A 25,825-nucleotide genomic window follows, 5' to 3' on the forward strand; every position below is an offset into this window, starting at 1 on the left:
GCCTCACTCCTCGCCGGTGATCGCCTCGTCCGGCTTGGTGGTGAGGAAGCGCTCGATGTAGTCGCGAGCCGTCTCGTGGATGTCGACCTCCTGGCCGCGCTGCTCGGAGAGGTACCACCGGTGCTCGAGGATCTCGTGGAAGATCTCGGCCGGCTCGAGCTTGCCGGTCGCGTCGGGCGGGATCAGCGCCATGATCGGCTCGAAGATCCGGTGCATCCACTTGCTGGCGACCAGGTGCCGGTCCTCGCGGCCGAGGTCGTGGTGGGCGGTGAAGGAGGCGATGTCGTTCAGCAGGCGCCGGGCCTGGTTGTCCTCCACGGTCATGCCTGTCAGCGCCTGGATCTCGCGGGTGTGGTGGCCGAGGTCGACGACCTTGGGCTGGATGCGGATCGTGTCGCCCCCGAGGTCGGTGACGATGTCGAGCTCGTCGACGTCGAAGCCGAGGTCGTTGAGCCGCTCCACGCGCCGCTCGATGCGCCACATCTCGTCGGCACGGAACTCCTCGAGGCCGGTGAGCTCGCCCCAGAGCGCCTCGTAGCGGGTGCGGAGGAGCTCGATGATGCTGAAGCCGTCGATGGGCTGCTGGACCGCACCGCTGGCGCTGAGGTCCATCAGCTCGGCGAAGATGTTCTCGCAGCCCACGGTGATGTCGTAGTCGCGCATCCGGTCGCTCACCTCCTCGTGCAGCTCGCCGGTCTCGGCGTCGACGAGGTAGGCCGCGAACTCACCGGCGTTGCGGCGGAACAGCACGTTGGACAGCGACACGTCACCCCAGTAGAAGCCCGCGAGGTGCAGGCGCACCAGCAGGACGACGATCGCGTCGATGAGGGTCGGCACGTGCTCGGCGGTCATCCCGCGGCTGAAGAGGCTGCGGTAGGGCAGGGAGAACTGCAGGTGGCGGGTGATCAGCGCGGCGGGGAGCTCCTCGCCGTGGGTGTCCTCACGGCCCGTGATGACTCCCTGGGGGACGACGGCGGGCAGCCCGAGACGCTGGAGGTCACGCAGCATGCGGTACTCGCGGAAGGCGATGTCGTCCTGCGTCTCCTTGACCGCGTAGACCTGGTCGCGCAGGCGCACGATGCGGACGACGTGGCGCGACAGGCCACGGGGGAGAGGCACCACGACGTCGTCCGGCCACTCCTCGAGCGGGGTGTCCCACGGCAGGCCGAGGATGGCCGGGTCGGGCCGGCTGGCGACGATCCGCATGGCCATGGGGGAACGCTACTCCGTGTCGAGGGCCCACACGTCGCACCGCGGGCCGTCCGCTCCGGGCACCTGCGTGCCGTCCGGTCCGGGCACGAGGTCCGTCCCGCCCGGCTCGGAGCCGAAGAGGTGCCGTGAGGCGGTGACGGGGAGCGAGAACGCGGCCCCGGCGGCCCGGCGTGCGACGACGAGCACCGAGCCGTCCGGGTGCTCGCGCAGGTGGGCGATGGTGTCCGCGTCGACGTGGGCCCAGCGCAGCCCGCCGCGGCGCAGCGCCGGGTGCTCACGCCGCAGCCGCGCCAGGTCGGCGTACGTCGCGAGGGTGCGGGTGTCCCACTCGTCGCGGCGGTGCCACGGCATCGGGCGTCGCGAGTCCTCGCCGTTGACGCCTTCGAGCCCGAGCTCGTCGCCGGCGAAGACCATCGGGACGCCGGGCAGGGTGAACTGCAGGCCCGCGGCCACGCGGTGCGCGGCCGCGTCGCCACCGACGACGGTGCGGATGCGGGCGGAGTCGTGGGAGCCGAGGATGTTCCAGCTCGCGGCGGTCGCGCGCCAGCCGAGCGTGCCCTGCCAGGCGCGGAAGGTCTCGACGACCGAGGCGCCGTCGCGGCGGGCGACGGGGGCCGGGCGGCCGAACGGCCGGGCCGGGGAGGACGGGTCACGCAGCCACGACCAGACCGGCCAGGAGAACCCGGAGTAGTTCATCGTGCCGTGCCAGCCGTCGCCGTCGACGTCGCCGGTCGCGTCGTGGTTGTGCTCGCCGATGACCCACGGGTCCGGGCGCAGCGCCTCGGCCGTCCCGCGCACCGCTCGCGCCACCTCGTGGGCCACGTCGGTGGCGCCGAGCCGGCCGGTCATGTTGGCCACGTCGATGCGCCAGCCGTCGACGTCGTAGGGAGGGCGCAGCCACCGGCCCACCACCGAGTCCGGGCCCTCGACCATGGCGTGGCGCACGTCGCGGTTGGCGTGGTTGATCTTGGGCAGGGTGCCGTGGCCCATCCAGCAGGCATAGGAGCCGTCGTCGTCGAAGTAGTAGAACGACCGGTGCGGGTCGTCGGGGTCGTCGGCCGCGGAGAGGAACCACTCGTGGGTGTCGCCGGTGTGGTTGGTGGTGAGGTCGCCCAGGATCCGCCAGCCGCGCGCGTGCACCGCGGCGCTGAGCCGGGCGTACGCCTCGTCGCCGCCGAGCAGCGGGTCGACCTCGGTGAAGGTGGTGGCGTTGTAGCGGTGGTTGCTCTCGCCGGGGAACACCGGGGTCGTGTAGACGACGTCGGCGCCGACGTCGGCGACGTGGTCGAGGTGCTCGGTGATGCCGTCGAGGTCGCCGCCGAAGAGCTGCATGGGGGTGCGCGGGTCGTCCGGCTCGAAGGCGACCTCGTCGTCCCACTCGGCCGCCAGCGCCCAGTCGGGGACCTCGCGCCCATCGGCGGCCGCCGAGCGTGCGAACCGGTCGGGGAAGACCTGGTAGACGACCGCGTCGCGACCCCAGTCCGGCGCCTCGGGGAAGGCGGTGAGGCGGAAGTCGGCGAAGTCGGGGAGGTCGTGACCGACCAGGCCGGCCCCGGTGAGCCACTCCTGCTCCTCGCCCCGCACGAGCAGGAAGCGGTAGTGCGTGACAGGGTTGTGCACCGGCAACCGGGCCTCCCACCAGACCACGTCGCCGCTGGTGGCGTAGGTGGTCGCGTGGAAGACGGGCTCGGCGTCGTACGTCGTGCGCAGCCAGATCGCGTCCACCGGGTCGCCCGCACTCGTGCGCACCCGCACCGTGACCGTGTCGCCCAGGGCCGGCGTCTCGTCGGAGACGTAGAGGGGCGAGCCGTCGTGGTGGGGGTGGTGGAGGAGGCTCACGGGGGCCATCCTCTCAGCAGCCGGTCGCTGACTAGGATTGCCGCCGCGTCCCCGGACGCACGCCGCGTTAGCTCAGGGGTAGAGCACCAATCTTGTAAATTGGGTTGCGAGAGTTCGAATCTCTCACGCGGCTCGCTGTCGGACCCGCTCCCTACCGTGGAGCCATGAGCTGCCTCGGGTGCGGCGCGGCCCTCACCAAGCGCCACCAGAAGGTCTTCTGCAGCAATCGCTGCCAACGCGCCATGGAGCGCAAGCGCAACATCGCGCTTTGGCTCGAGACCGGCGTCGCCCACGCCGGCAGCGGTATCGGCCACTACGTCCGGTCCTACCTCCTGGAACAGCAGGAGGGTCGATGCGCCCTGTGCGGGTGTTCGACGACCTGGCAGGGCAGCGAGCTGAGGCTCGTCCTCGACCACGTCGACGGCGACTCGACCAACAACCGGCGCGAGAACCTGCGCCTGGTCTGCCCCAACTGCGACTCCCAGCTGCCGACGTTCAAGGCCCGCAACCGGGGGAGCGGCCGCGCCTGGCGACGCCAGGGGTACGCAGATGGAAAGTCCTACTAGCGGACCTGCTGCACCTCGAACTCGCACGCCGGGGACGCGATGGCGTCCTGCGCGGCGATGAGCCGCAGCTCCCGCTCCCCGGAGTCGAGCGTCTCCTTGAGCACCGCGAAGACCGACGAGGCGGTGCGAGCGAGCGCCTCGGCGGCCGAGCCGGTGTCCTTGAGGTGGGCGGTGAAGAGCGCCGCGGTGATGTCGCCGGAGCCGTTGGCCTTCATCGGCAGGCGCGGGGTCGTGACGAGCCAGGCGCCGTCCCCGGTCACCGCGAGCATCTCGATGACGTCGTCCGGTGCCCCGGAGCGGATGACCGAGGTCACCAGCACCGTCGCCGGTCCGAGCGCGCGCACCTCGTCGGCGGCGGCCAGGACGTCCTCGAGCGCCGAGGCCCCGCTGAGCGCGTCGTTGTCGGTGATGAAGCCGAGCTCGAACTGGTTGGGCGTCAGCACGTCCGCGACCGGGATCACCGTCGAGCGGTACTTCGGGGGGATCGCCGGGTTGACGAAGCAGCCCGAGGTCGCATTGCCCATCACGGGGTCGCAGGTGTACGTCGCCTCGGGGTTCGCGGCCTTCACCCGGGCCACGGCGTCGACGATCACGTCGGCGATCTCCGGGGAGCCCTGGTAGCCGGACAGGACGGTGTCGCACGTCTCGAAGGCGCCGCGCTCCTCGATGCCGGTGATGACCTCGGCGACGTCCTCGGCCGCGATGAGCGGCCCGCGCCAGGCGCCGTACCCGGTGTGGTTGGAGAAGTTCACCGTCAGGACCGGCCACACCTCGTGGCCGAGGCGCTGGAGCGGGAAGACGGCTGCGGAGTTGCCGACGTGGCCGTAGGCGACGTGGGACTGGATCGAGAGGACGCGCATTCCCCGAGCCTAGATCAGGTCGCGTCAGGCCATCTGGAGCGACCTCTTGGACAGCCCCATCCAGTAGCCGTCGATCACCTGGGCGCCCGGTGCGTCGGCGGTCGTCGCGGCACCGAGGGTCACGAACAGCGGCGTGTAGTGCTCGACGGTCGGGTGGGCGTACGGCATGCCGGGCGCCTTGGCCCGGTAGTCGGCCAACGTGTCCACGTCGCCGCGGGCGAGGGCGTCGGCGGCCCAGAGGTCGAAGTCCTTCGACCATCCCGGCACCTTGGCGTCGATGCGCCAGTCCTCGAGGAACGGCAGGCCGTGGGTGAGGAAGCCGGACCCGACGATGAGCACGCCCTCGTCGCGCAACGGGCGCAGCCGCTCACCGAGCCTCATCAGGCGGTGCGGGTCGTCGGTGGGCAGCGACATCTGCAGCACCGGGACGTCGGCCTCGGGGAACATGATCTTCAGCGGCACCCACGCGCCGTGGTCGAGTCCGCGGGAGGCGTGCTGGTGGACCGGCTCGGTGCTCGGCATCATCGCCGCGACCCGCTGCGTCAGCGCCGAGGCGTCGGGCGTCTCGTAGGTCATCTGGTAGTACTTCGGCGCGAACCCGCCGAAGTCGTAGACCAGCGGCGCGCCGCTCGCCGACAGGCTGACCGGCGCGGACTCCCAGTGCGCGGAGACGATCAGGATCGCCTTCGGACGCGGCAGGTCGCGGGCCCACGCGGCCAGCTGCCCGGACCAGATCGGGTCGTCGAGGAGGGGCGGGGCCCCGTGGCCGATGTAGAGGGCAGGCATCGCAGCGTTCATGACATCCTCAATAGTTTGAGATTAAACTATATTCCCCCGGTAGTCCACCGGCAAGTGGTCGTTCCGGGCCACGGACGACGACCGTCTCCCGGTGGACTACGCGGGCGGATCGTCGTCGGCGTACGACGGCAGGCTCCAGTCGACCGGATCCGCCCCCTGCTCCTCGAGCAGCCGGTTGACGGCGCTGAAGGGCTTCGAGCCGAAGAAGCCGCGGTGGGCCGAGAGCGGTGAGGGGTGCACCGACCGCACGCACGGGACCGGGCCCAGCAGCGGCTCGAGCGACTGGGCGGGCTTGCCCCAGAGGATGGCCGCGCAGGGGCCGCCGCGCTCCGCGAGGGCGACGATCGCCCGCTCGGTGACGGCCTCCCAGCCCTTGCCCTGGTGGGAGTTGGAGTCGCCGGGGCGCACGGTGAGGACCCGGTTGAGCAGCATCACCCCGCGGTCGGCCCAGGCCGACAGGTCGCCGTGGGCGGGCGGCTCGACGCCGAGGTCGTCGCGCAGCTCGGCGTAGATGTTGCGCAGGCTCGGCGGCAGCGGCCGCACGTGGCGCTCCACCGCGAAGCTCAGCCCGATCGGGTGGTGCGGGTTGGGGTAGGGGTCCTGCCCCACCACCAGGACGCGTACGTCGGCCAGCGGGCGTCCGAACGCCCGTAGCACCAGCTCCCCGGCGGGCTGGTAGCCCCGGCCGGCCGCGACCTCCTCTCTCAGTAACCGGCCCATCGCCGCGACCTGGTCGTCGACCGGCGCCAGCGCCGCGGCCCAGTCAGGGGCCATCAGCCCCTTCTCGACGAGCCCCGCCAAGGCGCTCACGACGCCGTCCGGACGGGTCGCTGGAGCCGGTCGAGGAAGGCGACGAGCAGCGCCTCGCGCATGGCCGGCGAGGCCACGTCGAGCATCGCGTTGACCTCCGCCATCCGCGTCGGCAGCTCGAGGTCCCCCTCGGCGGAGGCGCCCACGAGCCCGGACGCGGCGAGCAGGCCGTCGAAGTCGTCGTCGGTGAGGGTGGCAGGGTCGAGGGCCTCGATGAAGGCGACCACTCCTTCGTCGACCGCGACCGGGCCCGCCGCCTGCGCCGCGGCCACCGACTCCGCGAGCGCGGTCGCGAGCTCGTCGACGTGGGCGAGCGTGCCGGCGCTCACCGACAGGTGGATGCTCGGCCCGCTGCCCTCGAAGGACAGCTGGGGCTGGACGTACCACCCGCGCGAGACGAGCTCGTCGGTGAGCGTGAACGGGTCGAGGGTGTCGTCGGTGGCGAGGGTGACGAGGGTCGAGTCGGGCGCGACCACCAGCTCGAGGGCGGGCTCGCGCTCGACGCACGCCACGATCGCGTCGACCGCGGCCAGGGCCTGCTCGGCGAGCGCGAGGTAGCCCGCGTCGCCGATGTGCTGCACCACGGCCCACGTGCCGGCGATCGGCCCGCCCGAGCGCGTGGACTGCGTCGTGGCGTTGAGCATCGTGTAGCCCGGCCACGCGGCGGAGGCGAAGAACTGCGGCCGGCGCAGCCCGGCGTCGTGGTGCAGCAGCAGCGACGTGCCCTTGGGTGCGTAGGCGTACTTGTGGGTGTCGACCGAGATCGAGGTGACCCCCTCGACCGCGAAGGTCCAGGCCGGCGCCGCGCGCCCCAGCCGGGCGGCGTACGGCAGCACCCAGCCGCCGATGCACGCGTCGACGTGGCACCGCACGCCGCGTGCCGCGGCCGCGGCGGCGATCTCGGTGACGGGGTCCACCACCCCGTGGGCGTACGACGGCGCGCTGGCGACGACCAGCACGGTGTCGTCGTCGATCGCGGCCGCCATCGCGGCGGCGTCGGCGCGGAAGTCCGGGCCGACCGGCACCAGCACGGCCTCGACGCCGAAGTAGTGCGCGGCCTTGTGGAAGGCGGCGTGCGCCGTGGCCGGCAGCACCATCCGGGGACGGGCGACGTCGGGGCGGCTGTCGCGCGCGCCCTGCACGGCCAGCAGGATCGACTCGGTGCCGCCCGACGTCACCGTGCCGACCGCGGTGCCGGGGGCGTCGAGGAGGTCGCACGCGAAGCCGACGAGCTCGTTCTCCATCCGCAGCAGCGACGGGAAGGCCGTCGGGTCGAGGGCGTTGGACGCGGCGTAGGCGGCGACCGCCTCCCGCGCGACGCGGTCGGCCTCGGCGTCGCCGGAGTCGTAGACGTAGGCCAGGGTGCGCCCGCCGTGGACGGGCAGGTCAGCGCGCTGCAGGTCCCGAAGCCGCTCGAGGGGGTCGCTCACGTGTGGGCTCCTTGTGCTTCTGCGGCCGCCACCTCGGCGGCGTCGAGGGTGTACTGGCGCAGCCACCACAGGCTCAGCAGGGTGAGCGCCGCCGGCAGCAGCGAGAACCCGAGGGTGATGGCGGTCAGCGCCGAGTCGGGCTGGGTGATCTCGCGGCCCTGGCTCGACAGGTAGCCACCGAGGGCGAGCACGACCGCGAAGACGGCCGGTCCGAGCGCCAGGCCGAGGGTCTCCCCGGCCGTCCACACGCCGGTGTAGACCCCGGCGCGGTTCTCCCCGGTCCGCGCGGAGTCGACCGCCGCGGCGTCGGGCAGCATCGCCATCGGGAAGACCTGGCAGCCGGCATAGCCCACCCCGACGAGCGCGGTCGCGGCGAAGACCACGGCGGGCGGTGCGACGCGCGCGGTCGCTGCGAGGGTCGCGCCGGTCGCCAGCACGACCGAGGAGATGGCGTAGCCGCGCCGCTTGCCGATCCGGGTCCCGACCGCGGCCCACACCGGGGTCAGCAGGAGGGCCGGTCCGACGAAGCAGACGAACAGGATGGTGGCGGCGCCGGGACGCTCCAGCACCTCACCGGCGAGGTAGTCGACGCCGGCGAGCATGCAGCCCGTGGCCAGCGCCTGGAGCACGAAGGTGGTCAGCAGGACCCGGAAGTCCCGCGCGTGCGCGACCACGCGCAGCTGCTCGCGCAGCGACCCGGCGCCGGCCGCGACCGTGCCGACGGGGGCGTTGCGTGTGCCCCACCACGCGCTCACCACGCCGACGACGATGAGGACCGCCATCACCACGCCCATCACGCGGTAGCCGTCGCGCCCGCCGACGGCGTCGCGGATCAGCGGCGCGCTCGCGCCGGCGAGCATGATCGTGAAGGCCAGGATCGCGACCCGCCACGTCATCAACCGCGTGCGCTCGTCGTACGACGAGGTGATCTCCGCCGGCATCGCGACGTAGGGCACCTGGAAGAACGCGTACGCCGACGCGGCGAGCACGAAGAACACCAGCACCCAGCCGGCCTCGAGCACCGAGCTCCCCAGGTCGGGCGCCGCGAAGATCAGGGCGAACGCGCCCGCCAGCATCAGCCCGGCCCGGATCAGCCACGGCCGGCGCGGACCGGCCGGGTCGACCGTCCGGTCGCTCACCCGGCCGGCGATCGGGTTGAGCACCACGTCCCACGCCTTCGGCACGAAGACGATCACGCCAGCCCACAGCGCGGCGATGCCGAGCTCGTCGGTCAGGTAGGGCAGCAGCATCAGCCCGGGCACCGTGCCGAAGGCGCCCGTGGCCACCGACCCGCTGCCGTAGCCGATGCGTACGCCGCGTGGCAGGCGCGTCGCGACCGGCGCCGAGGTCACCGCGGGCCCAGCGCCCGCGAGCCCGCCGACCCGTAGCGGCGGCTGGGGTTCGACCCGATGGTGGCGGGGGAGGCCTTCTTGGCGGCCGCCTTCTTGGCAGCCGCCTTCTTCGCCGGGGCCTTCTTGGCCGGCGCCTTCCGGGCAGCGGACTTCCTTGCCGGAGCCTTCTTCAGCGCCGGTGCCACCAGGCCCGCCGACCACTCGTCGACCCACTCGTCGATGACCGTCCAGGTGGTCCCGCGGGCCGCCCGGCCGGTCAGCATGCCGAGGTGACCGCCGGGCACGACCTCGAAGCGCACCTGCGTTGCACCGGTCAGCAGCGGCACCACCGCGCGTACGGCGGGCAGCGGGGCGATGCCGTCGGTGTTGCCGGCGAAGACGAGCGTCGGCACCTTGATCGCCGCCAGGTCGATCGTCCGGTCGCCGACCTGCATGGAGCCCCGCGCGAGGGCGTTGCCCTTGACGAAGCGGTGGTAGAGCTGGCCGAAGGTCCGACCGGGGTAGGCCAGCATGTTGGCGCGGAAGCGATCGACCGCCTCGAGCTGGGCGAGGTAGTCGGTGTCGTCGAGGTGGGTCAGCACGGCCAGCGGCTTGGTGACCACCTTCTGCGCGGACGCGGCGGTGAAGGCCCAGTTGACGAGCGGCTGGGGGATGCCGCCGAGCGCCCGGTAGGCGCGGGTGATCGCGCCACGGCCCTGGGTGAGGTTGAGCAGCGGTCGCACCGGCGCGACCAGCGGGACCTTGGTGACGTCGACGGGCGACCCGACCACCGTGATCGAGGCGATCGGGAGGTCCTGGCGGTCGGCGGCGACCAGCAGCGTGAAGATCCCGCCGAGGCTCCAGCCGACGAGGTGCACGCCCCGGCCCCCGGAGTGCTCGTGGACGGCGCGGACGGCGTCGGGCAGGACCTCGTCGACCCAGTGCTCGACGCCGAGCGAACGGTTCTTGAACGAGACCTGGCCGTACTCCACCAGGTAGGTCGGGCGCCCCTGCGAGACGAGATGCTCGACCAGCGAGCAGCCGCGCCGCAGGTCGAAGCACAGCGCCGGCGCGGCCAGCGGCGTGACCAGCAGGACGGGGTCGCCCGTCGCAGGCACGTCGCGGTCGGGTCGGTAGTGGTAGACCTCGCGCAGCTCCCCGTCGTCGATGAGCGTGCGGGGCATCGGGCGCAGGTCCGCGAGACCGCCGTAGAGGACGGTGTGCGCGACATTTCCGGCAGCCGCGACGAGCTGGTCGGGCTTGGGGATGAGGTCCATGGAAGAAATCTACGGCCCGGGTGCATCCGGGGAGGGGTGTCGCGCCGAGAAGCAGTCGACGGGCGCGATCCGGCGCCCCCGATGGAAGGACTCCCCCATGAAGCGTCGCGTCTCCGCAGCCCTCGCCGCCTCGGCCCTCGCGCTCACCGCCCTCCCGGCCATGGCGCCCGCCGCCAACGCCAAGGCGATCGGTGAGGACAGCCTCGCCGGACTGCTCACCTCCGACGGCAACGCCTTCGACAAGAACAAGAACGACTTCGACATCGTCACCGAGGCGGCCCTCGCCATCGTCGGGGCGAAGCCGGACTCGCCGGTCGCCCTCCTGGCCGACGGCACCCAGCGCCTGACGGTCTTCGCCCCGACCGACCAGGCCTTCCGCCTTCTGGTCAAGGACCTCACCGGCCAGACCATCAAGAGCGAGAAGAAGATCTTCAACGCGCTGGTCGAGCTCGCTGGTGTGGACACCATCGAGACGGTGCTGCTCTACCACGTGGTGCCGGGCAAGACGCTGACGAGCCCCAAGGTGCTCAAGGCCGACGGCGCTCGGCTGACCACCGCCCAGGGCGGCAAGGTCAAGGTCAAGGTCAAGACGAAGCCGCGCCTGTCCATCACCCTCAAGGACCGCGACCGGAACGACCGCGACCCCAAGGTCGTGCTGAAGGCCCTCGACCTCAACAAGGGCAACAAGCAGGTCGCGCACGGCATCGACCGGGTGCTGCGCCCGATCAACCTGTGACCGCACGGGCCGAGAGCTGAGCACGAGACAGCAATGACGCGCTGTCCGGGAGGGGAGTGCCGATGACCGTCGTCGGCCTCCCCGCCCGGACCCGCCCCCGCTACGGTGTAGTCGTGGTGGGAGGAGCAGCAGTCCTGGAGGAAGCGCCCGAGGGGTCCGTGGAGGCCCTCGCCGTGCGCTTCCGGGCCGGGCACGAGGACGCCCTCGGTGAGGTCTACGACCGGTGGTCGTCCTTGGTGCACTCCTACGCGCTTCGCGCCCTGCAGGACCCCCACGACGCCGAGGACGTCACGCAGCAGGTCTTCGTCGCCGCCTGGCAGAGCCGGGAGAAGATGACCCCCGGCCCGCACACGTTCCCCGCCTGGCTGATCGGCATCGCCCGGCACAAGATCTCCGACGCCCGCGCCGCCCGCGCCCGCGACGCACGCCGCATCGAGGCCGTGACGGCGGTGACCCCATCCGACGAGGTGGTCGGCGCCGAAGACGTCATGGAGCCCGACCGGCTCGTCGTCCGCCAGGCGGTCGACGAGATGGGAGAGCCGCGCCGCACGATCATGCTCCTCGCCTTCTGGCAGGACCTCACCCACGTCGACATCGCCGCGACCACCGGACTCCCGCTCGGGACGGTGAAGAGCCACCTGCGCCGCGGTCTGACCCAGCTCCACCACACGCTCGAGGAGGTGCGCCATGGCTCACGCTGACGTCGACGACCTTGCCGCCCTCGTCATCGAGCCGGCCGACGTGCCCGACCCCGTACGCCGCCATGTCGGTGCCTGCGCGCGGTGCTCGGCCACCGTCGAGGCGCTGACCACGACCAGGGGCACGCTCGGCGCCGACCCCCTGGCCGCCCCGCCGCCCGGTCTCCGGGCGCGCGTCATGGCCGAGGCATTGGGCCGGCCGACGGCAACCGGGACCGGGACCGCGGCCGGGGAGACCCCGCCGGGTGACCCGGTCCCGCTCGCGAGCCGGCGCCGTGGCGGCGTACCTCTCTGGCTGGCGTCCGCTGCTGCTGTGACGGCGCTCGTCGCCGGGCTCGGCATGGGGCGCATGTCGGCCGGCGAGCCGGAGGCCGCCCCGGTCGAGCCGGAGCCCACCGGCTCGGTGCTGGCCGCCACCTCCCTCACCGCCCTCGACAGCGACGCCCCGCGTGGTGCGGTCGAGGCGGTCAACGACACCGACGACGTCGTCACCGTGTCCGTGCGCGCGACCGAGCTCGGCGACGACCCCGGCTTCCACGAGGTGTGGCTGATCAACGTCGACGGCGAGCGCATGGTCGCCCTCGGCATCCTGGCGCGCAGCGACAACGGCACCTTCGAGGTCCCGCGCCGCCTCATCGAGGAGGGCTACCGGATCGTCGACATCTCGGTCGAGCCCGACGACGGCGACCCCACCCACTCGGGTGTGAGCCTCGCCCGTGGTGAGCTCGTCTGAGCGCATTGACGCGCCAGCTCCTCGACATCGCCCGCGCGGGCGACTAGGAACGACCCATGAGGTGGAGGTACGCGTTCCTGGGCGGCACGGCTGTCGCGGGCGCAGCGACGGCGGTCCACGACCTGGTGCAGAAGAAGCACGCGATCCTGCGCAACTTCCCGGTGGTCGGCCACGGGCGGTTCCTGGTGGAGAAGGTGGGGCCCGAGCTGCGCCAGTACATCGTCACCAGCAACGACGAGGAGCGGCCCTTCAGTCGTGACCAGCGCCGTTGGGTCTACGCGAGCTCGAAGCTGGAGAACAACTACTTCGGCTTCGGCACCGACAACGACGTGGAGCGTGGCGAGGGCTACCCCATCGTCAAGCACCGCACCTTCACCGGACCGGGCGCGGCGACGATGCCGCACGCCCAGGAGGAGGTGGTCGTGCCGTGCGCGAAGGTGATGGGCGCTGCGCGCGGTCGCACCCACGCCTTCCGGCCCGGCTCCGTGGTCAACATCTCCGGGATGAGCTTCGGGTCGCTGTCGGGCAAGGCGATCGAGTCGCTCAACAAGGGTGCGGCGCTCGCGGGATGCCTGCAGAACACCGGCGAGGGCGCCCTGTCGACGCACCACCGCCACGGCGGCGACGTCGTCTTCCAGATCGGCACCTCCTACTTCGGCTGCCGCGACGAGCACGGCCGCTTCGACATGGCGCGGCTGGTCGACCTGGTCCGGTCGGCGCCCGTGCGGGCGATCGAGGTCAAGCTCAGCCAGGGCGCCAAGCCGGGGCTCGGAGGGATGCTGCCGGGGGAGAAGGTGAGCCGCGAGATCGCCGAGATCCGCGGCATCCCCGAGGGCGTGGACTGCGCGTCCCCGAGCCGCCACGCGGTCTTCGGCGACGTCGACTCGATGCTCGACTTCGTCGAGTCGGTGGCCCAGGCGACCGGGCTGCCCGTCGGGATCAAGTCGGCCGTCGGCAACCTGACCATGTGGGACGAGCTCACCGAGGCGATGGCGGCCGGCGGTCGCGGCATCGACTTCGTCAACATCGACGGTGGCGAGGGCGGCACGGGTGCGGCCCCGATGATCTTCGCCGACTCCGTGGCCTACCCGTTCCGGATCGGCTTCGCCGAGGTCTACCGGCGCTTCGCGCAGGCCGGGCTGAGCGACGACGTGGTCTTCGTCGGCGCCGGGAAGCTCGGCATCCCGGAGAACGCGGTCGTCGCCTTCGCGCTGGGTGTCGACATGGTCAACGTCGGGCGTGAGGCGATGATGGCCATCGGCTGCATCCAGGCCCAGAAGTGCCACACCGACCACTGCCCGGTCGGGATCGCGACGCAGAACCCGCGCTACACCCGGGGCCTCGACGTGGGGCTGAAGAGCGAGCGCGCCGCCAACTACGTACGCTCCCTGCGCCGCGACCTGCTGAAGGTGTCCGAGGCGGTCGGCGTCGTGCACCCCGGACTGATCGCACCCCGCGACATCGACCTCCTCGACGGCACCCGCACCGCCACGGCGCTCGGCCTGACCTACGGCTACGACCCCTCGTGGCCGCGGCTGGGGCCGCGCCTGGTGAAGGAGATCGAGGCGATCATGGTCGCCCAGGACGCCACGCACCCCGGCGTGGCCGACCCCGACGCCGGACAGCGCGGCGTGGGTGCGCCCGTGCGCTGAGGGGTCAGCCCGACCGCGGGCGGCGCACGCTCTTGTCGTGGTGGTCGGGCAGGTGCTCGAGCTCGCTGAGGAAGCACTCGGCCCAGCGGGCCACGTCGTGGTGGACGACGGTCTTGCGCATCGCGCGCATGCGCCGACCGGTCTCCTTCCCGTCCGCGGCGAAGGCCTCGAGCAGCGTGGCCTTCATGCCGTCGATGTCGTAGGGGTTCACCAGCCACGCCTGGCGCAGCTCAGCCGCGGCGCCGGCGAACTCCGACAGCACGAGCGCGCCGTCGTCCTCGAAGCGGCACGCGACGTACTCCTTGGCGACGAGGTTCATCCCGTCACGGAAGGGCGTCACCACCATGACGTCGGCGGCGCGGTAGAGGGCGGCCATCTCCTCGCGGGGGTAGGAGGAGTGCATGTAGGAGATCGCCGGCCGGCCGATGCGGCCGTGGTCGCCGTTGATCCGCCCCACCAGCAGCTCGATCTCGTCGCGGAGGATGCGGTACTGCTCGACGCGCTCGCGCGACGGCGTCGCCACCTGCACGAAGACGGCGTCCTCCAGGTCGAGCTTGCCGTCGCGCACGAGCTCGCCGAAGGCGCGCAGGCGGGAGTGGATGCCCTTGGTGTAGTCGAGGCGGTCGACCCCGAGGAAGATCCGGCGGGGGTTGCCCAGGGCCTCGCGGATCTCCACGGCACGCTTCTCCACCGCCTCCGAGCGCGCCAGCGCCTCGAAGCCCGCGGTGTCGATGGAGATCGGGAAGGCGGTCGCCTTCACCGGCCGGCCGTCGGGGAGGTAGATGGTGTCGCGGTGGGTCTTGTGGCCCACCCGGCTGCGGACCAGGCGTACGAAGTTGGCGGCGGCGCCCGGCAGCTGGAAGCCGATCAGGTCGGCGCCGAGGAGACCCTCGAGGATCTGGCGGCGCCACGGCAGCTGCGAGAACAGCTCCGCCGGCGGGAACGGGATGTGGAGGTAGAAGCCGATGCGCAGGTCGGGGCGCTGGGTGCGCAGCATCTGCGGCACGAGCTGGAGCTGGTAGTCCTGGATCCAGACCGTCGCCCCCTCGGCCGCGACCTCGGCGGCCCTGTCGGCGAAGCGCTGGTTGACCGCGACGTAGGAGTCCCACCACTCGCGGTGGAACTCCGGCTTGGCGATCACGTCGTGGTAGAGCGGCCAGAGCGTGCCGTTGGAGAAGCCCTCGTAGAACTCCTCGACCTCCTGCGCGCTCATCGCCACCGGGACCAGGGAGAGCCCGTCCTCCACGAACGGCTCGAACTCCTCGTCGTCGGCCGAGCCGGGCCAGCCGATCCACGCTCCGTCGTTGGCGCGCAGGACCGGCTCGAGCGCGGTCACCAGCCCGCCGGGGGAGGTGCGCCACGACGCGGTGCCGTCGGGGGCGACCACCCGGTCGACGGGGAGTCGGTTGGCCACGATGACGAGGTCGGCCTGCGGGGTGGGGCTCACACCGGCCACCCTAACGACGACCGGCGACGTCGGGGCCACCCCGCGGTGTCCGTCGTCGGCCCGCGCCCCGCCGACACGCCTCCTACGAGCGTCGGGTTTTGTCCAGACGACTCGCCGGAGGCGAATGACATCGTTGTCGTTCGTCGCCTAGACTGACCGCAGTCCGCCCGGCACGGGATGGGCGTGGGGTCGAGGAGGAGATGGCAGATGGATGCCGCGAAGCACATCGCAGCCGAGCAGGAGACTGCTGCCGGGCTGAGCCAGCGGGACCGCGAGATCCTCGAGTTCGAGCGGCACTGGTGGAAGTACGCCGGCGCCAAGGAGCAGGCTGTCCGCGAGAAGTTCGACATGTCCTCGACCCGCTACTACCAGGTGCTCAACGCCCTCATCGACCGTCCCGAGGCCCTCGAGGCCGACCCGCTGCTCGTCCGCCGCCTCCGGCGCCTGCGCGCCTCGCGCCAGCGCCAGCGCTCCGCCCGCCGCCTCGGCTTCGAGATCTGACACCGCGAGACCTGTCCACTCACTCACGATCGGCTTCCTTCCCCATGGCCTTCTTCCCCAGTTCCGGCCGCCTCCCGTCCCGCCGTCCCCGTGACGAGCGAGGCGTGGCCTTCCCCTCCCCGGTCGTGATGCTCTCGGTCCTCGCCGTCGCGATGGCCTCCATCACCTTCGTCGCCACCCGCGACCAGGCGCCCACCGAGCGCCGGGTCGAGACCGCCACCATCGCCAGCGCCGAGCAGACGCCGAGCGCAGAGCCGACGGCGGAGCCCACCAAGGAGCCGAAGCCGGAGCCGCGCGTCAAGCGTGGCGAGGTCTACGTCGAGGTCTACAACAGCTCCGGGATCAAGGGCCTGGCCGCCAGCACGGCCGAGAAGGCGACCACCGTGGGCTGGGCTGTCGTCGGCGAGGACAACTGGTACGGCGTCGTCCCGACCACGACGGTCTACTTCCCGCCGCGGCTCAAGGCCGCCGGCAAGCAGCTCGCGCTCGACCTCGGCATCCGCCGGACCGCGCCCGCCGTGGGTGAGATGAAGCGCGACCGCCTGACGATCATCCTCACCACCGACGCCCCCCAGTAGCCCGCGGGGGCGGGACGGTTCGCGGGACCCCGCCGCCGCGTGGTTGGCTGGTGACATGGAGTTCACCTCCGACGACGCGCGCGCCCACTACGACGCCGTACGCGACGTCCTCGCCGGTGTGGTGGTCGGCCTCGACTTCGACGGCACCCTGTCCCCGATGGTCGACGACCCCGAGGCGGCGCGCCTGCACCCCGGCGCCCCCGGCGCGCTCCTCGAGCTCGCCGAGGCGGTCCGCGCGGTCGCGGTGATCACCGGCCGCCCGGCCCGGCAGGCGATCGCGATGGGCGACCTCGACGCCCTGGGCAACGCGATGCTCGACCGCGGCGCGGAGCTCTTCGTCTTCGGCCAGTACGGCAACGAGCGCTGGTCGGCGACCGAGCAACGGATCCGCTCGCCGCGCCCCCCGGCCGGCCTGGCCAGCTTCGAGCGTGAGCTGACGTCGGTGCTGCGCGGCGCCGACGCGGCCGACGCCTTCATCGAGCAGAAGGGCCTCGCGGTCGCGGTGCACACCCGCCGGATGGCCGACCCCGCCGGTGCCTTCGCACGCCTCGTCGCCCCGATCTCCGACCTCGCCGGGCGCCACCACCTGACCGTCGAGCCGGGCCGCAACGTCATCGAGGTCCGCTCCGGCGACATGCACAAGGGCCACGCGCTGCGCACCTTCGTGGCCGAGCAGGAGGCCGACGGCGTGGTCTTCGGCGGCGACGACCTCGGCGACGTGGAGGCCTTCGAGGCCGTCCGCGACCTGCGCGGCGACGGCCTGCCGGGCCTGGTCGTGTGCTCGGCGTCCACCGAGCAGCCCGACCTCGTGGAGCTCGCCGACGTCGTGGTCGACGGCCCGGCCGGCGTGGTGGAGCTCCTCGGCGCCCTGCTCTCCCGCCGCTGACCGCAGGTCGGACTGCCGCGATCCACATCGTGGACTCGGTGTGCGCATCGTGAGACAGCCCGCCTAGGGTTGACCTTGCTCATCACGAGGGACTGAGGGAACGGCCCGTAGAAGTCCCGGCAACCACCCATGAGCCTCCTGTCCGGACCCCGTCCGGCGGACATGGGAGCAGGTGCCAAATCCGACCCACGCGAGAGTCGCGGGGACAGATGAGAAGGAGGACTTCATGAGCACCCTTTTGGACGAGAACACGACGCACACGTTGCGCGAGGGTGCCTTCGGCCACGCCCGCGCCCTGGCCTGCCGCGAGTGCGGCCACGAGGTCGCGCTCGGCCCCTCGTACGCCTGTCCGGAGTGCTTCGGCCCCCTCGAGGTGGCCTACGACTTCCCGACCGTGACCCGCGAGGAGATCGCCGCCGGTCCGGCCAACATCTGGCGCTACAAGGCGCTGCTGCCGGTGCCCTCCGACATCGAGCAGAGCCCCAACACCGAGCCCGGCTTCACCCGGCTGCTGGAGGCGAAGAACCTCGCCCGCGAGCTGGGCATCGACAGGCTGTGGGTGAAGGACGACTCCACCAACCCCACCAACTCCTTCAAGGACCGCGTCGTGGCCTGCGCCCTGAGCGCGGCCCGCGAGCTCGACGCGAAGGTCTTCGCGTGCCCCTCCACCGGCAACCTGGCCAACGCGGTCGCCGCGGCCGGGGCCCGGGCCGGGATGAAGACGGTCGTCTTCATCCCGAGCAACCTCGAGCAGCCCAAGCAGGTCAACTCCGCCGTCTACACCGACCGCCTCGTCGCGGTCGACGGCAACTACGACGACGTCAACAAGCTCGCCTCCGAGATCGCCGGCGAGGAGGAGGGCTGGGCGTTCGTCAACGTCAACGTCCGACCCTTCTACGCCGAGGGCTCCAAGACGCTGGGCTACGAGATCGCCGAGCAGCTGGGCTGGCGCCTGCCCGACCAGGTCGTCATCCCGGTCGCGTCCGGCTCGCAGCTGACCAAGGTCGACAAGGCGTTCCGCGAGCTGGTCGCGCTGGGCCTCGTCGAGGACAAGCCCTACCGGATCTTCGGCGCCCAGGCGACGGGCTGCTCGCCGGTCTCGGTCGCCTACAAGGCCGGCACCGACGCGATCCGTCCGGTCAAGCCGGACACCATCGCCAAGAGCCTGGCCATCGGCAACCCCGCGGACGGCATCTACGTCCTCGACGTGTGCCGTCGCTCCGGCGGTGCGGTCGAGGACATCACCGACGACGAGGTCCGCGACGCGATCGTCCTGCTCGCGCGCACCGAGGGCATCTTCACCGAGACCGCCGGCGGCACCACGGTGGGCGTGCTGAAGAAGCTCGTCGAGACCGGCCAGCTCGACACCTCGCTGGAGACCGTCGTCATCAACACCGGCCACGGCCTCAAGACCCTCGACGCGGTCTCCGACCGGGTCGGCGCCGCAGCCACCATCGCACCCAGCTACGACGCCTTCGTCGCGGCTGGCATCGTCTGAGAGGGACACACCAGCATGAGCGTCTCGGTCCGCATCCCCACCATCCTGCGCACCTACACCGACGGCCAGTCCGAGGTCAGCGCCGAGGGCGACACCCTCGCCGCCGTCCTCGACGACCTCGACGCGAGCTACGCCGGCATCAAGGGGCGCATCCTCGACGAGTCCGGCGCGCTGCGCCGCTTCGTCAACGTCTACGTCGGCAACGACGACGTGCGCTTCCTCGACGACCTCCAGACCGCGACCCCCGACGGGGTCCAGGTCTCGGTGATCCCGGCGGTCGCCGGCGGCTGAGCCGGGCTCACGGCGCGCGTACGTCGACCACGGCGGCGTTGCCGCGCCCGTCGATGCGCACCTCGGCGACGGCTCCGTCGCGCAGCAGGTCCTCGGTCTCGCGGGCGGTGTCCTGCGGCAGGAAGAGGCTCTCGATCCCGCACCTGATCTGCCACGACCGGTCGTCGCACGCGAGGTAGGGCGCGTCGTCGGGGCGCTCCCGGGTCCAGTCAGTGGCGACCCAGGTCCCGTCCTGCTCGGCGAGGGTGATGAAGACGTCGCCCTGCTCGCCGTCGTCGAGCGCGCCCAGTCCGGGCTCGCCGACGGACTGCGAGTCGTCGTGCCGCAGCCCGGGGTAGTCGAGGGCGACGTACGCCCCACGGAAGGGGTCGATCGGGTCGAGCGGGGCGACCTCGAGGAGGTAGGTGTCGCCGGTGAGGCGGGCAGAGAGCTGCGGGCCCACCGCGACTCCGGCCAGGACGAGCTGGCTGACGGCGATGACGCCGGTGACGAGGACACGCTTCATCGGGGTGCTCCTGGGGCAGGGGTGGCCGAGCCACCGGGTGAGTCGTCGACGAGGACCTGGGCGAGCTCGCGACGGGCACGGTCGAAGAGGAAGCCGGTGCCGAGGAAGACCGTGCCGAGCACCACGAAGAGCCAGGCGCCGGTGACGATCGGCGCGAAGACGGCGAAGCTCTGGAAGGTCGTGAAGACGACGAGCCCGACCATCGCCATCGCGGTGAGGGGCGGGTGGTCGCGGACGGTGCCGAGGGCGACCAGGGCGACGGCGAGCACGACGTAGGCCAGGACCGAGACGGCCGCGTGCAGCCAGTCGGCGGTGTCGATGTCGGAGGTGTCGGTGCTGGTGGTCCACAACGCGAGCGCGGTGGCCACGCCGAGCACGGCGACCGCGCCCAGCGGCTCCAGCAGGCGCGTGCCCGGGCGGGTGATCACGGCGCCCGCGACGGCTGCTGCTGCGGCGACGAGGACGACCACGAGCCACGTCGACCAGACGACACCGTCCGAGCCGATCCCCGGGATGGCGGCGACGAACAGCGCGAGCAGCGCCATGCCGCCGGCGACGGTGCGCCACGTCCAGGCGAAGGGGACGATCCAGCCGTCGTGCAGCACCGCCAGGCCCGAGGCGAGGACCGCGGCGGCGCCAAGGAGGACCACGACGGTGAGTCCGCTGGGGCCGTCCCACAGCGGCTGGGCGAACCACCACGCGATGCCGGTGGCGACCCCGACGAGGAACGGCATGGAGGCCCGGACCAGGTAGCCGTGGAGCAGGGTGCCCGCCGCCCACAGCCCGAGGAGGCGGGGCTCGAAGGCCGGCACCTGCAGTGACTGTGCGGCCTGGAAGATCACCGCTCCGGCGCCGAGGGCGGCCATGAGGCGTACGGCACCCACGAGCGGGGGCGAGGCCTTGCGGGCCGCGAGGGCCTCGCCGCCGGCGAGGAACGCCAGCCAGAGCAGGACCACGGCTGCGAAGCGCGAGGTGGGGGAGAGCTGGTCGAGGTTCGCCGCGACCAGCCAGATGAGGCCGATGCCGACGAAGGCGCCACCGAGCGAGAGCAGCACGCGACCGATGCCGAAGCGGGTGTGGTCACCGAGGCGGTAGCGCGACGAGATCAGTCGGGCCTGGTCGTCGTCGATGATCCCCTGGGACGTCCAGTCGTCGAGCTCGGCACGCAGCCAGGCGAGCTGGCGGGGCGGGACCGGCCGGGGGAGGGCGGGGGCGGATGGGTTCATACGTCCAGCGTGACGCGTTGCGCGGCTCCTGTGATGAGTACGTCGACCCACGTGTGTAGTGCCGTTGGGCCATTCGCTGGGCGCGGTTGACCAGCCGTTCAGGTCCGTGTGGTTGAAACAGGCGTGATCGACGACGACGCCGGCTCCCGCCTCACCCGCGCCGGAGTGGCCCTGACCCTGGCAGGCGGTGTCGCCGGCGCGACGGCGTACGCCGCCCGCACGCTCCTGCACCGGCAGGCCGCCCAGGCGCGCCGGGCGATCGGCAAGCCGCTGGGGGAGCAGGCGCCGCTCGCGGACCGGCACTACCAGAAGAAGCTCGGTCAGCCCGTCGACCTGCTGGTGCTCGGGGACTCCATCGCAGCAGGACTGGGGGCGGAGCGTGCCAAGCACACCCTCGGCGGGCGCCTGGCGCGCGGCATCGCCCGCAGCGCCGGACGTTCGGTGCGGCTGCGCACGGCCGCAGTGGTCGGCTCGGAGAGCAGCATGCTCGCCGACCAGCTCGCGACGCTGCCCGACTCCTACCGCCCCGACGTCGCGGTGATCGTCGTCGGGGGCAACGACGTCACCCACCGGGTGCCGGTGGCGGAGTCGGCGGCCCACCTCGCGGCGGCGGTCGCCGCGCTGCGCGCACGCGGTGCCGAGGTGGTGGTGGGCACCTGCCCGGACCTCGGGGCGCTGCGACCGGTGCCGCAGCCCTTGCGCGCCCTCGGCTCGCGCGCCTCCCGGCAGCTGGCGCAGGCCCAGCGCGAGACCGCCCTGGCGGGGGGTGCGCGCGTGGTCTCGCTGTCCCACGTGGTGGGGCCGTTCTTCATCACGAACCCCGACGAGATGTTCAGCCTGGACCGCTTCCACCCGAGCGCGCAGGGCTACAAGCGGACGGCCAAGGCGATGCTCCCGTCGGTCCTTGCCGCCCTGGGGGTGGTGGAGGTCGTGCCGTTCGGGCACCACGCACCCGGTGTGGGCCGCTCAGGCTAGGGTTCCCGGGTGCGCACCACTGCTCGTCGAGCCGGCCAGGCGGTCAAGAAGGCTGCCCAGAAGACGGCCCGGAAGACCGGTCGCATGCAGGCGTCCCGCGAGCCCGCTCCGGCTGCGGCGCCCGACGACGCGAAGGCCGAGCGGCGGCGTCGCCTGCTCGCGAGCAACCTGACCGAGCTCGCGATCGAGTTCCGCACCGACAAGTGGGGCGTGCACAAGTACACCCCCCACTACGAGCGGCACCTCGAGCACCTGCGCCGCGAGTCCTTCACCCTGCTCGAGCTGGGCATCGGCGGCTACAAGAAGCGTCGCCGCAGCGGGGCCTCGATGAAGATGTGGCGCTGGTTCTTCCCGCGCGCCACCATCGTCGGCCTCGACATCGAGGACAAGACGTGGCTGACCCGCGGGCACATCCACGCCTACCTCGGTGACCAGACCGACCCCGAGGTCCTCCAGCGCATCATCGACGAGCACGGCGCCCCGATGGTCGTCATCGACGACGGCAGCCACATCCCGGCCCACGTGCGCGAGTCGTTCCGGATCCTCTTCCCGCTGCTGCCCGATGGCGCCATCTACTGCATCGAGGACACCCAGACGTCCTACTGGCCCGCCTGGGGCGGCCAGCTGGACCCCCGCGCCCCGGGCACCTCGATGGACCTCGTGAAGGACCTCGTCGACGGGCTCAACCACGAGGAGTTCCTCGTCGAGGGCTACGAGCCGACCTACACCGACCAGTGGGTGCGGGCCGTGCACTGCTACCACAACCTCGTGGTCATCGAGAAGGGCGACAACCGCGAGGGCACCAACCGCGACTCCGTCGCCCACGAGCTCTACGGCGCCTCCGAGCTGCCCGAGGCATGAGCCGACGCCCGACCGTCCTGCTGGCCACCAGCGGCGACCTGCCCGACGGTGAGCCGGGAGCGGCCGTGCTCGACGCCGCCCTCGCCGAGCGTGGCCTCCACGCCGTGTGGGCGCGCTGGGACGACCCGGCGGTCGACTGGGCCGCCGCCGACGTGGTGGCGCTGCGCTCGACGTGGGACTACGTCACCCGCCACGGCGCGTTCGTCGCGTGGACGCAGTCCCTCGACCAGTCCCGGCTGCTCAACGGCGCCGACGTCTTCGCCTGGAACCACGACAAGCGCTACCTCACGGACCTCGGTGACCTGCCGGTCGTCCCGACGCTGCTCGCCGACGACCGGGCCGGGCTCGCGGACGGCGTACGCCACTTCGGGACCGCCGTGGTCAAGCCGCGGGTCGGCGCCGGCGGCGCGGGCCTCATCGTCGTCACCGACCCCGACGACGACCGCCTCGGACGGTCCGTCCGCAGCCACCCGGACTACCCGGAGGTCGGTGGTCCCTGGGTCGTCCAGCCGCTGGTCGAGTCGATCCGGACGCACGGCGAGGTGTCGGTATACGTCCTCGAGGGGCGGATCACCCAGCGCTTCGACAAGCAGCCTGGCGACGGCGACGTACGGGTCAACGAGGAGTTCGGCGGCCGCGTGCGTGCCGCGGACACCGGTGACGTGGCCGACGTCGTGATGCAGGCGTACGACGCCCTCACCGCGCGCTTCGCACGGCCGATGGACTACCTCCGTGTCGACCTCCTGCGCTGGCAGGACGCGTGGGTCGTCAGCGAGCTCGAGCTCATCGAGCCCGGGCTCTACCTGGACGTCTCGCCGGCCAACGCCGGCCCCTTCGCCGACCTCGTCGCGGCGCGCACGCGTCCCCGTTCGGTCTAGACACGTCGCCGAGACGGGGTCGGGGCGGACGCTGCTGCGCTACGTTCCCCCAACCTGTCTCCGTCTGGGGGCGAGGACGGGCTGAACCCGGCACTGGGGCCGGGGGATTTCACTGAGTGCGTCGCAGGGGTGACTCCCGCGACGCACGTGCGGGAGGAATTTGTCATGCCCATTTCACGGCGCCGCGGCGAACGCGGCGCATCAGCGGTGGAGTTCGCGCTCGTCGTGCCACTCCTCCTGGCGATCCTCTTCGCGATGATCGACTTCGGCTTCGCCATCAACCGCTACACGATGCTCAACAACGCCACCCGCGAGGGAGTGCGGGCCGCCAGCCTCAGCGCCAGCGGGAGCGAGGTCGACCAGGTCGTCAACGACGCGCTGACCGACCTCGAGGGCAAGGTCACGGTCGACGTGACCTGCCAGACGCCGCTGGGAGGCACCTGCGGCTCGTGGGACGCCAACCACACCACCGGCGGTGTGGCCGTGGTCACCACGACCTACCAGCACGCCTGGTTGACGCCGGTCGGCAAGGCCATCTCCTCGAGCCTCACCCTCACCAAGACCAGCCAGATGAGGATCGAGTGATGCCGGCCCTGCGCACGCGGCCGGCGCGCGGTCGCGACGAGGAGCAGGGAGCGGTCGCCATCCTGGTCGGCCTGCTCGCGATCGTGATCTTCGCCTGCGCGGCCCTCGCGGTGGACATCGCCTCGCTGTCGATGGAGCGCCAGAAGCTGCACGACCACGTCGACTCCGCGGCCCACGCAGGTGCCTTCGAGCTGCCCTCCAGCGGGAGCTCGGCGCGGGCCTGGGCGGTCACCATGGCCAAGAACCAGGACCCGGCGATGACGCCCGACACCGAGCTGTTCTGCGTCGTGGCCTCGACCGGGTCGAGCAGGCAGGTGGCGTCGGGCCAGATCCCTGCCACGTGCGACCCCGGGACCTACACCAGCGCCGCGGTGCGCTGCAACACCAGGATCTGCTCCATCCCGTGCCCCACCAGCGCGCGGTGCAACACCATCCGGGTCAGCGACGCCAAGGACGTCGACTACGACTTCGCGCCGATCATCGGCCACGAGAAGGGCACGACCGGGTCCGTGTCGTCGGCGGCCTGCAAGGGCTCGTGCGGCGACACCCTGCCGAACCCGATGGACATCGTGATCATGGCCGACCGCACGACGAGCATGGCGGACACCGACCGCGAGCAGATGAAGACCGCGATCGTGGACAGCCTCGAGGTGATGGACCCGACGCTCCACTACGTGGCGTTCGGGGCGCTGCACAAGAGCAAGGCGTCCGGGTCGTGCGCCACCGCCGCGACGTCCGCCTCGGACGGTGTCACCGGAGGAGACTGGATCGCGGTGCCCTTCACCAACGACTACAAGACCAACCGCGACTCCGCGATCAACACCAGCAGCAAGCTGGTCAAGGGAGTGCAGTGCATGCCGAGCGGTGCGGTGCCGGGGCTGTCGACCGGGTCGTACGGCACGCACCTGGCGTCCGGGATGAAGGGGGCCGCGCGCTACCTGCTCGGCAAGCAGGCCAACAACCTCTCCTCCCTGCCGAAGCGTCCGGGCACGCCCAAGAAGGTCATCATCTTCGAGACCGACGGCCAGCCCGACGAGCTGGTGAAGACGGGCTCGACGTCGCTCGACAACAGCGCCGACGTCGGTGCGGACCGCAACTTCCACGGCAACGGCAACGGCCAGAGGGGCTGCGAGAACTTCAACCAGGTCGCGCAGTACGCCAAGGACAACAACATCACCGTGCTGGTGATCGGGTTCGGCGACGCGACGAACGCGCCGTGCGAGAAGCCGGTCACCTCAGGTGGCTCCGGCCGCGCGCCCCGGGCGCCGTGGGTGCGCGACTACCTCGCGAAGGCGGCATCGCCCGGTCCGAGCGGCGCGCCCAGCAAGGCCGAGAGCGACTGCTCGACGAACGCCGAGCGGGTGGCGGAGAACAAGGACGGCGACCACTACTTCTGCGCCGTCTCGGGCTCGGAGCTCGGCCCGATCTTCGCCACGGCGATCATCGCCGTCACCGAGAGCATCCGACTCATCGAGATGCCCTGAGGGCCGTTTGCACTCTCGGGGGTCGAGTGCTAAACATGATGCTGGCACTCTCGGCACGAGAGTGACAACGACCCAGGTGACGCTGAGGTCCGCAGAAGCCGGCGTGAATGGATCGCCGACGGAGCGGACCGTCCGTCGCGGGCAGCCCGCCTGGCGTCGACACACAGA

26 protein-coding genes, 1 tRNA gene and 1 riboswitch are annotated in these 25,825 nt (G+C 72.0%); of the genes, 16 read left to right on the plus strand and 11 right to left on the minus strand.

All coding sequences use genetic code 11. The features are described from left to right. Nucleotides 1-3: 3 nt before the first annotated feature. Nucleotides 4-1,212, minus strand: coding sequence for a DUF4032 domain-containing protein (locus tag CFI00_RS03840; protein WP_207083964.1), 1,209 nt, complete (start codon nt 1,210-1,212; stop codon nt 4-6). 9 nt (nt 1,213-1,221) lie between these two features. After that, nucleotides 1,222-3,051 carry a glycoside hydrolase family 13 protein gene (locus CFI00_RS03845; protein WP_207083965.1) on the minus strand — a complete coding sequence of 610 codons (1,830 nt, stop codon included), beginning with the start codon at nt 3,049-3,051 and terminating at the stop codon, nt 1,222-1,224. Nucleotides 3,052-3,112: 61 nt separating this feature from the next. On the opposite strand from CFI00_RS03845, the gene CFI00_RS03850 reads away from it, so the two are divergent. Further along, nucleotides 3,113-3,184: transfer RNA gene (locus CFI00_RS03850), tRNA-Thr, on the plus strand. Nucleotides 3,185-3,215: 31 nt separating this feature from the next. Further along, nucleotides 3,216-3,617, plus strand: coding sequence for an HNH endonuclease signature motif containing protein (locus tag CFI00_RS03855; protein ID WP_207083966.1), 402 nt, complete (start codon nt 3,216-3,218; stop codon nt 3,615-3,617). Here CFI00_RS03855 and pdxY read toward each other — a convergent pair. The 6 genes from pdxY to CFI00_RS03885 form a co-directional block, all read right to left on the minus strand. Continuing rightward, the gene (gene pdxY, locus CFI00_RS03860) at nt 3,614-4,477 is read right to left on the minus strand and encodes a pyridoxal kinase PdxY (protein ID WP_207083967.1); all 864 of its coding nucleotides are present in this window, start codon (nt 4,475-4,477) and stop codon (nt 3,614-3,616) included. The two genes, CFI00_RS03855 and pdxY, sit on opposite strands and share 4 nt — an antisense overlap. A 24-nt stretch (nt 4,478-4,501) precedes the next feature. After that, nucleotides 4,502-5,263, minus strand: a complete 762-nt coding sequence (locus tag CFI00_RS03865) for a class III extradiol ring-cleavage dioxygenase (protein ID WP_242532667.1) — start codon at nt 5,261-5,263, stop codon at nt 4,502-4,504. A 108-nt stretch (nt 5,264-5,371) separates the two neighbouring features. Then, a complete protein-coding gene (locus CFI00_RS03870; RefSeq protein WP_207083969.1) occupies nt 5,372-6,049 on the minus strand; it encodes a uracil-DNA glycosylase in 678 nt (225 codons plus the stop codon). Nucleotides 6,050-6,081: 32 nt separating this feature from the next. Next, a complete protein-coding gene (locus CFI00_RS03875; RefSeq protein ID WP_207083970.1) occupies nt 6,082-7,515 on the minus strand; it encodes an aminotransferase class V-fold PLP-dependent enzyme in 1,434 nt (477 codons plus the stop codon). Next, nucleotides 7,512-8,867, minus strand: a complete 1,356-nt coding sequence (locus CFI00_RS03880; RefSeq protein ID WP_207083971.1) for an MFS transporter — start codon at nt 8,865-8,867, stop codon at nt 7,512-7,514. Before CFI00_RS03880 ends, CFI00_RS03875 begins: the two co-directional genes overlap by 4 nt. After that, nucleotides 8,864-10,123: an alpha/beta fold hydrolase gene (locus CFI00_RS03885; RefSeq protein WP_207083972.1), complete on the minus strand. Its 1,260-nt coding sequence runs from the start codon at nt 10,121-10,123 to the stop codon at nt 8,864-8,866. The genes CFI00_RS03880 and CFI00_RS03885 overlap by 4 nt, the downstream gene beginning before the upstream one ends. Before the next feature lie 97 nt (nt 10,124-10,220). Here CFI00_RS03885 and CFI00_RS03890 point away from each other — a divergent pair, with 97 nt between their 5' ends. The 4 genes from CFI00_RS03890 to CFI00_RS03905 all read left to right on the plus strand — a co-directional run bounded on the left by CFI00_RS03890 (nt 10,221) and on the right by CFI00_RS03905 (nt 13,942). Beyond that, nucleotides 10,221-10,859, plus strand: a complete 639-nt coding sequence (locus CFI00_RS03890; protein WP_207083973.1) for a fasciclin domain-containing protein — start codon at nt 10,221-10,223, stop codon at nt 10,857-10,859. A gap of 62 nt (nt 10,860-10,921) precedes the next feature. After that, the gene (locus CFI00_RS03895) at nt 10,922-11,560 is read left to right on the plus strand and encodes a sigma-70 family RNA polymerase sigma factor (protein WP_207083974.1); all 639 of its coding nucleotides are present in this window, start codon (nt 10,922-10,924) and stop codon (nt 11,558-11,560) included. Then, on the plus strand, nt 11,547-12,290 hold the full coding sequence (locus CFI00_RS03900; protein ID WP_207083975.1) for an anti-sigma factor: 744 nt from the start codon (nt 11,547-11,549) through the stop codon (nt 12,288-12,290). The genes CFI00_RS03895 and CFI00_RS03900 overlap by 14 nt, the downstream gene beginning before the upstream one ends. A gap of 56 nt (nt 12,291-12,346) precedes the next feature. After that, the gene (locus CFI00_RS03905; RefSeq protein ID WP_207083976.1) at nt 12,347-13,942 is read left to right on the plus strand and encodes an FMN-binding glutamate synthase family protein; all 1,596 of its coding nucleotides are present in this window, start codon (nt 12,347-12,349) and stop codon (nt 13,940-13,942) included. Nucleotides 13,943-13,946: 4 nt separating this feature from the next. Here CFI00_RS03905 and CFI00_RS03910 read toward each other — a convergent pair whose 3' ends face one another. Beyond that, nucleotides 13,947-15,389 (minus strand): trehalose-6-phosphate synthase, encoded by a 1,443-nt coding sequence (locus CFI00_RS03910; protein ID WP_207083977.1) that lies wholly within the window; start codon nt 15,387-15,389, stop codon nt 13,947-13,949. A gap of 207 nt (nt 15,390-15,596) precedes the next feature. Here CFI00_RS03910 and CFI00_RS03915 point away from each other — a divergent pair, with 207 nt between their 5' ends. The 5 genes from CFI00_RS03915 (at nt 15,597) to CFI00_RS03935 (ending at nt 19,143) form a co-directional block, all read left to right on the plus strand. After that, the gene (locus tag CFI00_RS03915; protein ID WP_056906873.1) at nt 15,597-15,890 is read left to right on the plus strand and encodes a DUF3263 domain-containing protein; all 294 of its coding nucleotides are present in this window, start codon (nt 15,597-15,599) and stop codon (nt 15,888-15,890) included. A gap of 104 nt (nt 15,891-15,994) precedes the next feature. Beyond that, nucleotides 15,995-16,468: a LytR C-terminal domain-containing protein gene (locus CFI00_RS03920; protein ID WP_242532668.1), complete on the plus strand. Its 474-nt coding sequence runs from the start codon at nt 15,995-15,997 to the stop codon at nt 16,466-16,468. Nucleotides 16,469-16,523: 55 nt separating this feature from the next. After that, nucleotides 16,524-17,354, plus strand: coding sequence for a trehalose-phosphatase (gene otsB / locus CFI00_RS03925; RefSeq protein WP_207083979.1), 831 nt, complete (start codon nt 16,524-16,526; stop codon nt 17,352-17,354). Between the two features lie 76 nt (nt 17,355-17,430). Next, a riboswitch (SAM riboswitch) is annotated at nt 17,431-17,570 on the plus strand. A 10-nt stretch (nt 17,571-17,580) separates the two neighbouring features. Further along, nucleotides 17,581-18,852 carry a threonine synthase gene (gene thrC / locus CFI00_RS03930; RefSeq protein ID WP_207083980.1) on the plus strand — a complete coding sequence of 424 codons (1,272 nt, stop codon included), beginning with the start codon at nt 17,581-17,583 and terminating at the stop codon, nt 18,850-18,852. Nucleotides 18,853-18,867: 15 nt separating this feature from the next. Then, nucleotides 18,868-19,143: a MoaD/ThiS family protein gene (locus tag CFI00_RS03935; protein WP_207083981.1), complete on the plus strand. Its 276-nt coding sequence runs from the start codon at nt 18,868-18,870 to the stop codon at nt 19,141-19,143. A 7-nt stretch (nt 19,144-19,150) separates the two neighbouring features. Here the strand turns inward: CFI00_RS03935 and CFI00_RS03940 are convergent, their stop codons facing one another. Both CFI00_RS03940 and CFI00_RS03945 read right to left on the minus strand, forming a co-directional pair. Further along, nucleotides 19,151-19,648 carry a GDYXXLXY domain-containing protein gene (locus CFI00_RS03940; protein ID WP_207083982.1) on the minus strand — a complete coding sequence of 166 codons (498 nt, stop codon included), beginning with the start codon at nt 19,646-19,648 and terminating at the stop codon, nt 19,151-19,153. Then, nucleotides 19,645-20,874, minus strand: a complete 1,230-nt coding sequence (locus CFI00_RS03945; RefSeq protein WP_207083983.1) for a DUF2157 domain-containing protein — start codon at nt 20,872-20,874, stop codon at nt 19,645-19,647. Before CFI00_RS03945 ends, CFI00_RS03940 begins: the two co-directional genes overlap by 4 nt. Before the next feature lie 123 nt (nt 20,875-20,997). Between CFI00_RS03945 and CFI00_RS03950 the strand changes: the two genes are divergently transcribed. The 5 genes from CFI00_RS03950 to CFI00_RS03970 all read left to right on the plus strand — a co-directional run bounded on the left by CFI00_RS03950 (nt 20,998) and on the right by CFI00_RS03970 (nt 25,657). Further along, the gene (locus CFI00_RS03950; protein ID WP_207083984.1) at nt 20,998-21,849 is read left to right on the plus strand and encodes an SGNH/GDSL hydrolase family protein; all 852 of its coding nucleotides are present in this window, start codon (nt 20,998-21,000) and stop codon (nt 21,847-21,849) included. Between the two features lie 9 nt (nt 21,850-21,858). Then, a complete protein-coding gene (locus CFI00_RS03955) occupies nt 21,859-22,710 on the plus strand; it encodes a hypothetical protein (RefSeq protein WP_207083985.1) in 852 nt (283 codons plus the stop codon). After that, on the plus strand, nt 22,707-23,588 hold the full coding sequence (locus CFI00_RS03960) for a hypothetical protein (RefSeq protein WP_207083986.1): 882 nt from the start codon (nt 22,707-22,709) through the stop codon (nt 23,586-23,588). Before CFI00_RS03955 ends, CFI00_RS03960 begins: the two co-directional genes overlap by 4 nt. 165 nt (nt 23,589-23,753) lie before the next feature. Beyond that, the gene (locus CFI00_RS03965) at nt 23,754-24,173 is read left to right on the plus strand and encodes a TadE/TadG family type IV pilus assembly protein (protein WP_207083987.1); all 420 of its coding nucleotides are present in this window, start codon (nt 23,754-23,756) and stop codon (nt 24,171-24,173) included. Beyond that, nucleotides 24,173-25,657, plus strand: a complete 1,485-nt coding sequence (locus tag CFI00_RS03970) for a vWA domain-containing protein (RefSeq protein WP_207083988.1) — start codon at nt 24,173-24,175, stop codon at nt 25,655-25,657. The genes CFI00_RS03965 and CFI00_RS03970 overlap by 1 nt, the downstream gene beginning before the upstream one ends. The last annotated feature ends 168 nt before the right edge of the window (nt 25,658-25,825 follow it).

It is taken from the genome of Nocardioides sp. S5, from assembly GCF_017310035.1.
In the GTDB taxonomy this organism is placed as follows: domain Bacteria; phylum Actinomycetota; class Actinomycetes; order Propionibacteriales; family Nocardioidaceae; genus Nocardioides.

Excerpts from the sequence above, each read along its gene's own strand:
- pdxY (WP_207083967.1), bottom strand. The coding sequence starts at position 4,477 with ATGCGCGTCCTCTCGATCCAGTCCCACGTCGCCTACGGCCACGTCGGC.
- CFI00_RS03940 (WP_207083982.1), bottom strand. The coding sequence starts at position 19,648 with ATGAAGCGTGTCCTCGTCACCGGCGTCATCGCCGTCAGCCAGCTCGTC.
- CFI00_RS03840 (WP_207083964.1), bottom strand. The coding sequence starts at position 1,212 with ATGGCCATGCGGATCGTCGCCAGCCGGCCCGACCCGGCCATCCTCGGC.
- CFI00_RS03945 (WP_207083983.1), bottom strand. The coding sequence starts at position 20,874 with ATGAACCCATCCGCCCCCGCCCTCCCCCGGCCGGTCCCGCCCCGCCAG.
- thrC (WP_207083980.1), top strand. The coding sequence starts at position 17,581 with ATGAGCACCCTTTTGGACGAGAACACGACGCACACGTTGCGCGAGGGT.
- CFI00_RS03935 (WP_207083981.1), top strand. The coding sequence starts at position 18,868 with ATGAGCGTCTCGGTCCGCATCCCCACCATCCTGCGCACCTACACCGAC.
- CFI00_RS03960 (WP_207083986.1), top strand. The coding sequence starts at position 22,707 with ATGAGCCGACGCCCGACCGTCCTGCTGGCCACCAGCGGCGACCTGCCC.
- CFI00_RS03970 (WP_207083988.1), top strand. The coding sequence starts at position 24,173 with ATGCCGGCCCTGCGCACGCGGCCGGCGCGCGGTCGCGACGAGGAGCAG.
- CFI00_RS03965 (WP_207083987.1), top strand. The coding sequence starts at position 23,754 with ATGCCCATTTCACGGCGCCGCGGCGAACGCGGCGCATCAGCGGTGGAG.
- CFI00_RS03890 (WP_207083973.1), top strand. The coding sequence starts at position 10,221 with ATGAAGCGTCGCGTCTCCGCAGCCCTCGCCGCCTCGGCCCTCGCGCTC.
- CFI00_RS03865 (WP_242532667.1), bottom strand. The coding sequence starts at position 5,263 with ATGCCTGCCCTCTACATCGGCCACGGGGCCCCGCCCCTCCTCGACGAC.
- CFI00_RS03900 (WP_207083975.1), top strand. The coding sequence starts at position 11,547 with ATGGCTCACGCTGACGTCGACGACCTTGCCGCCCTCGTCATCGAGCCG.
- CFI00_RS03870 (WP_207083969.1), bottom strand. The coding sequence starts at position 6,049 with ATGGCCCCTGACTGGGCCGCGGCGCTGGCGCCGGTCGACGACCAGGTC.
- CFI00_RS03915 (WP_056906873.1), top strand. The coding sequence starts at position 15,597 with ATGGATGCCGCGAAGCACATCGCAGCCGAGCAGGAGACTGCTGCCGGG.
- CFI00_RS03885 (WP_207083972.1), bottom strand. The coding sequence starts at position 10,123 with ATGGACCTCATCCCCAAGCCCGACCAGCTCGTCGCGGCTGCCGGAAAT.
- otsB (WP_207083979.1), top strand. The coding sequence starts at position 16,524 with ATGGAGTTCACCTCCGACGACGCGCGCGCCCACTACGACGCCGTACGC.
- CFI00_RS03895 (WP_207083974.1), top strand. The coding sequence starts at position 10,922 with ATGACCGTCGTCGGCCTCCCCGCCCGGACCCGCCCCCGCTACGGTGTA.
- CFI00_RS03855 (WP_207083966.1), top strand. The coding sequence starts at position 3,216 with ATGAGCTGCCTCGGGTGCGGCGCGGCCCTCACCAAGCGCCACCAGAAG.
- CFI00_RS03905 (WP_207083976.1), top strand. The coding sequence starts at position 12,347 with ATGAGGTGGAGGTACGCGTTCCTGGGCGGCACGGCTGTCGCGGGCGCA.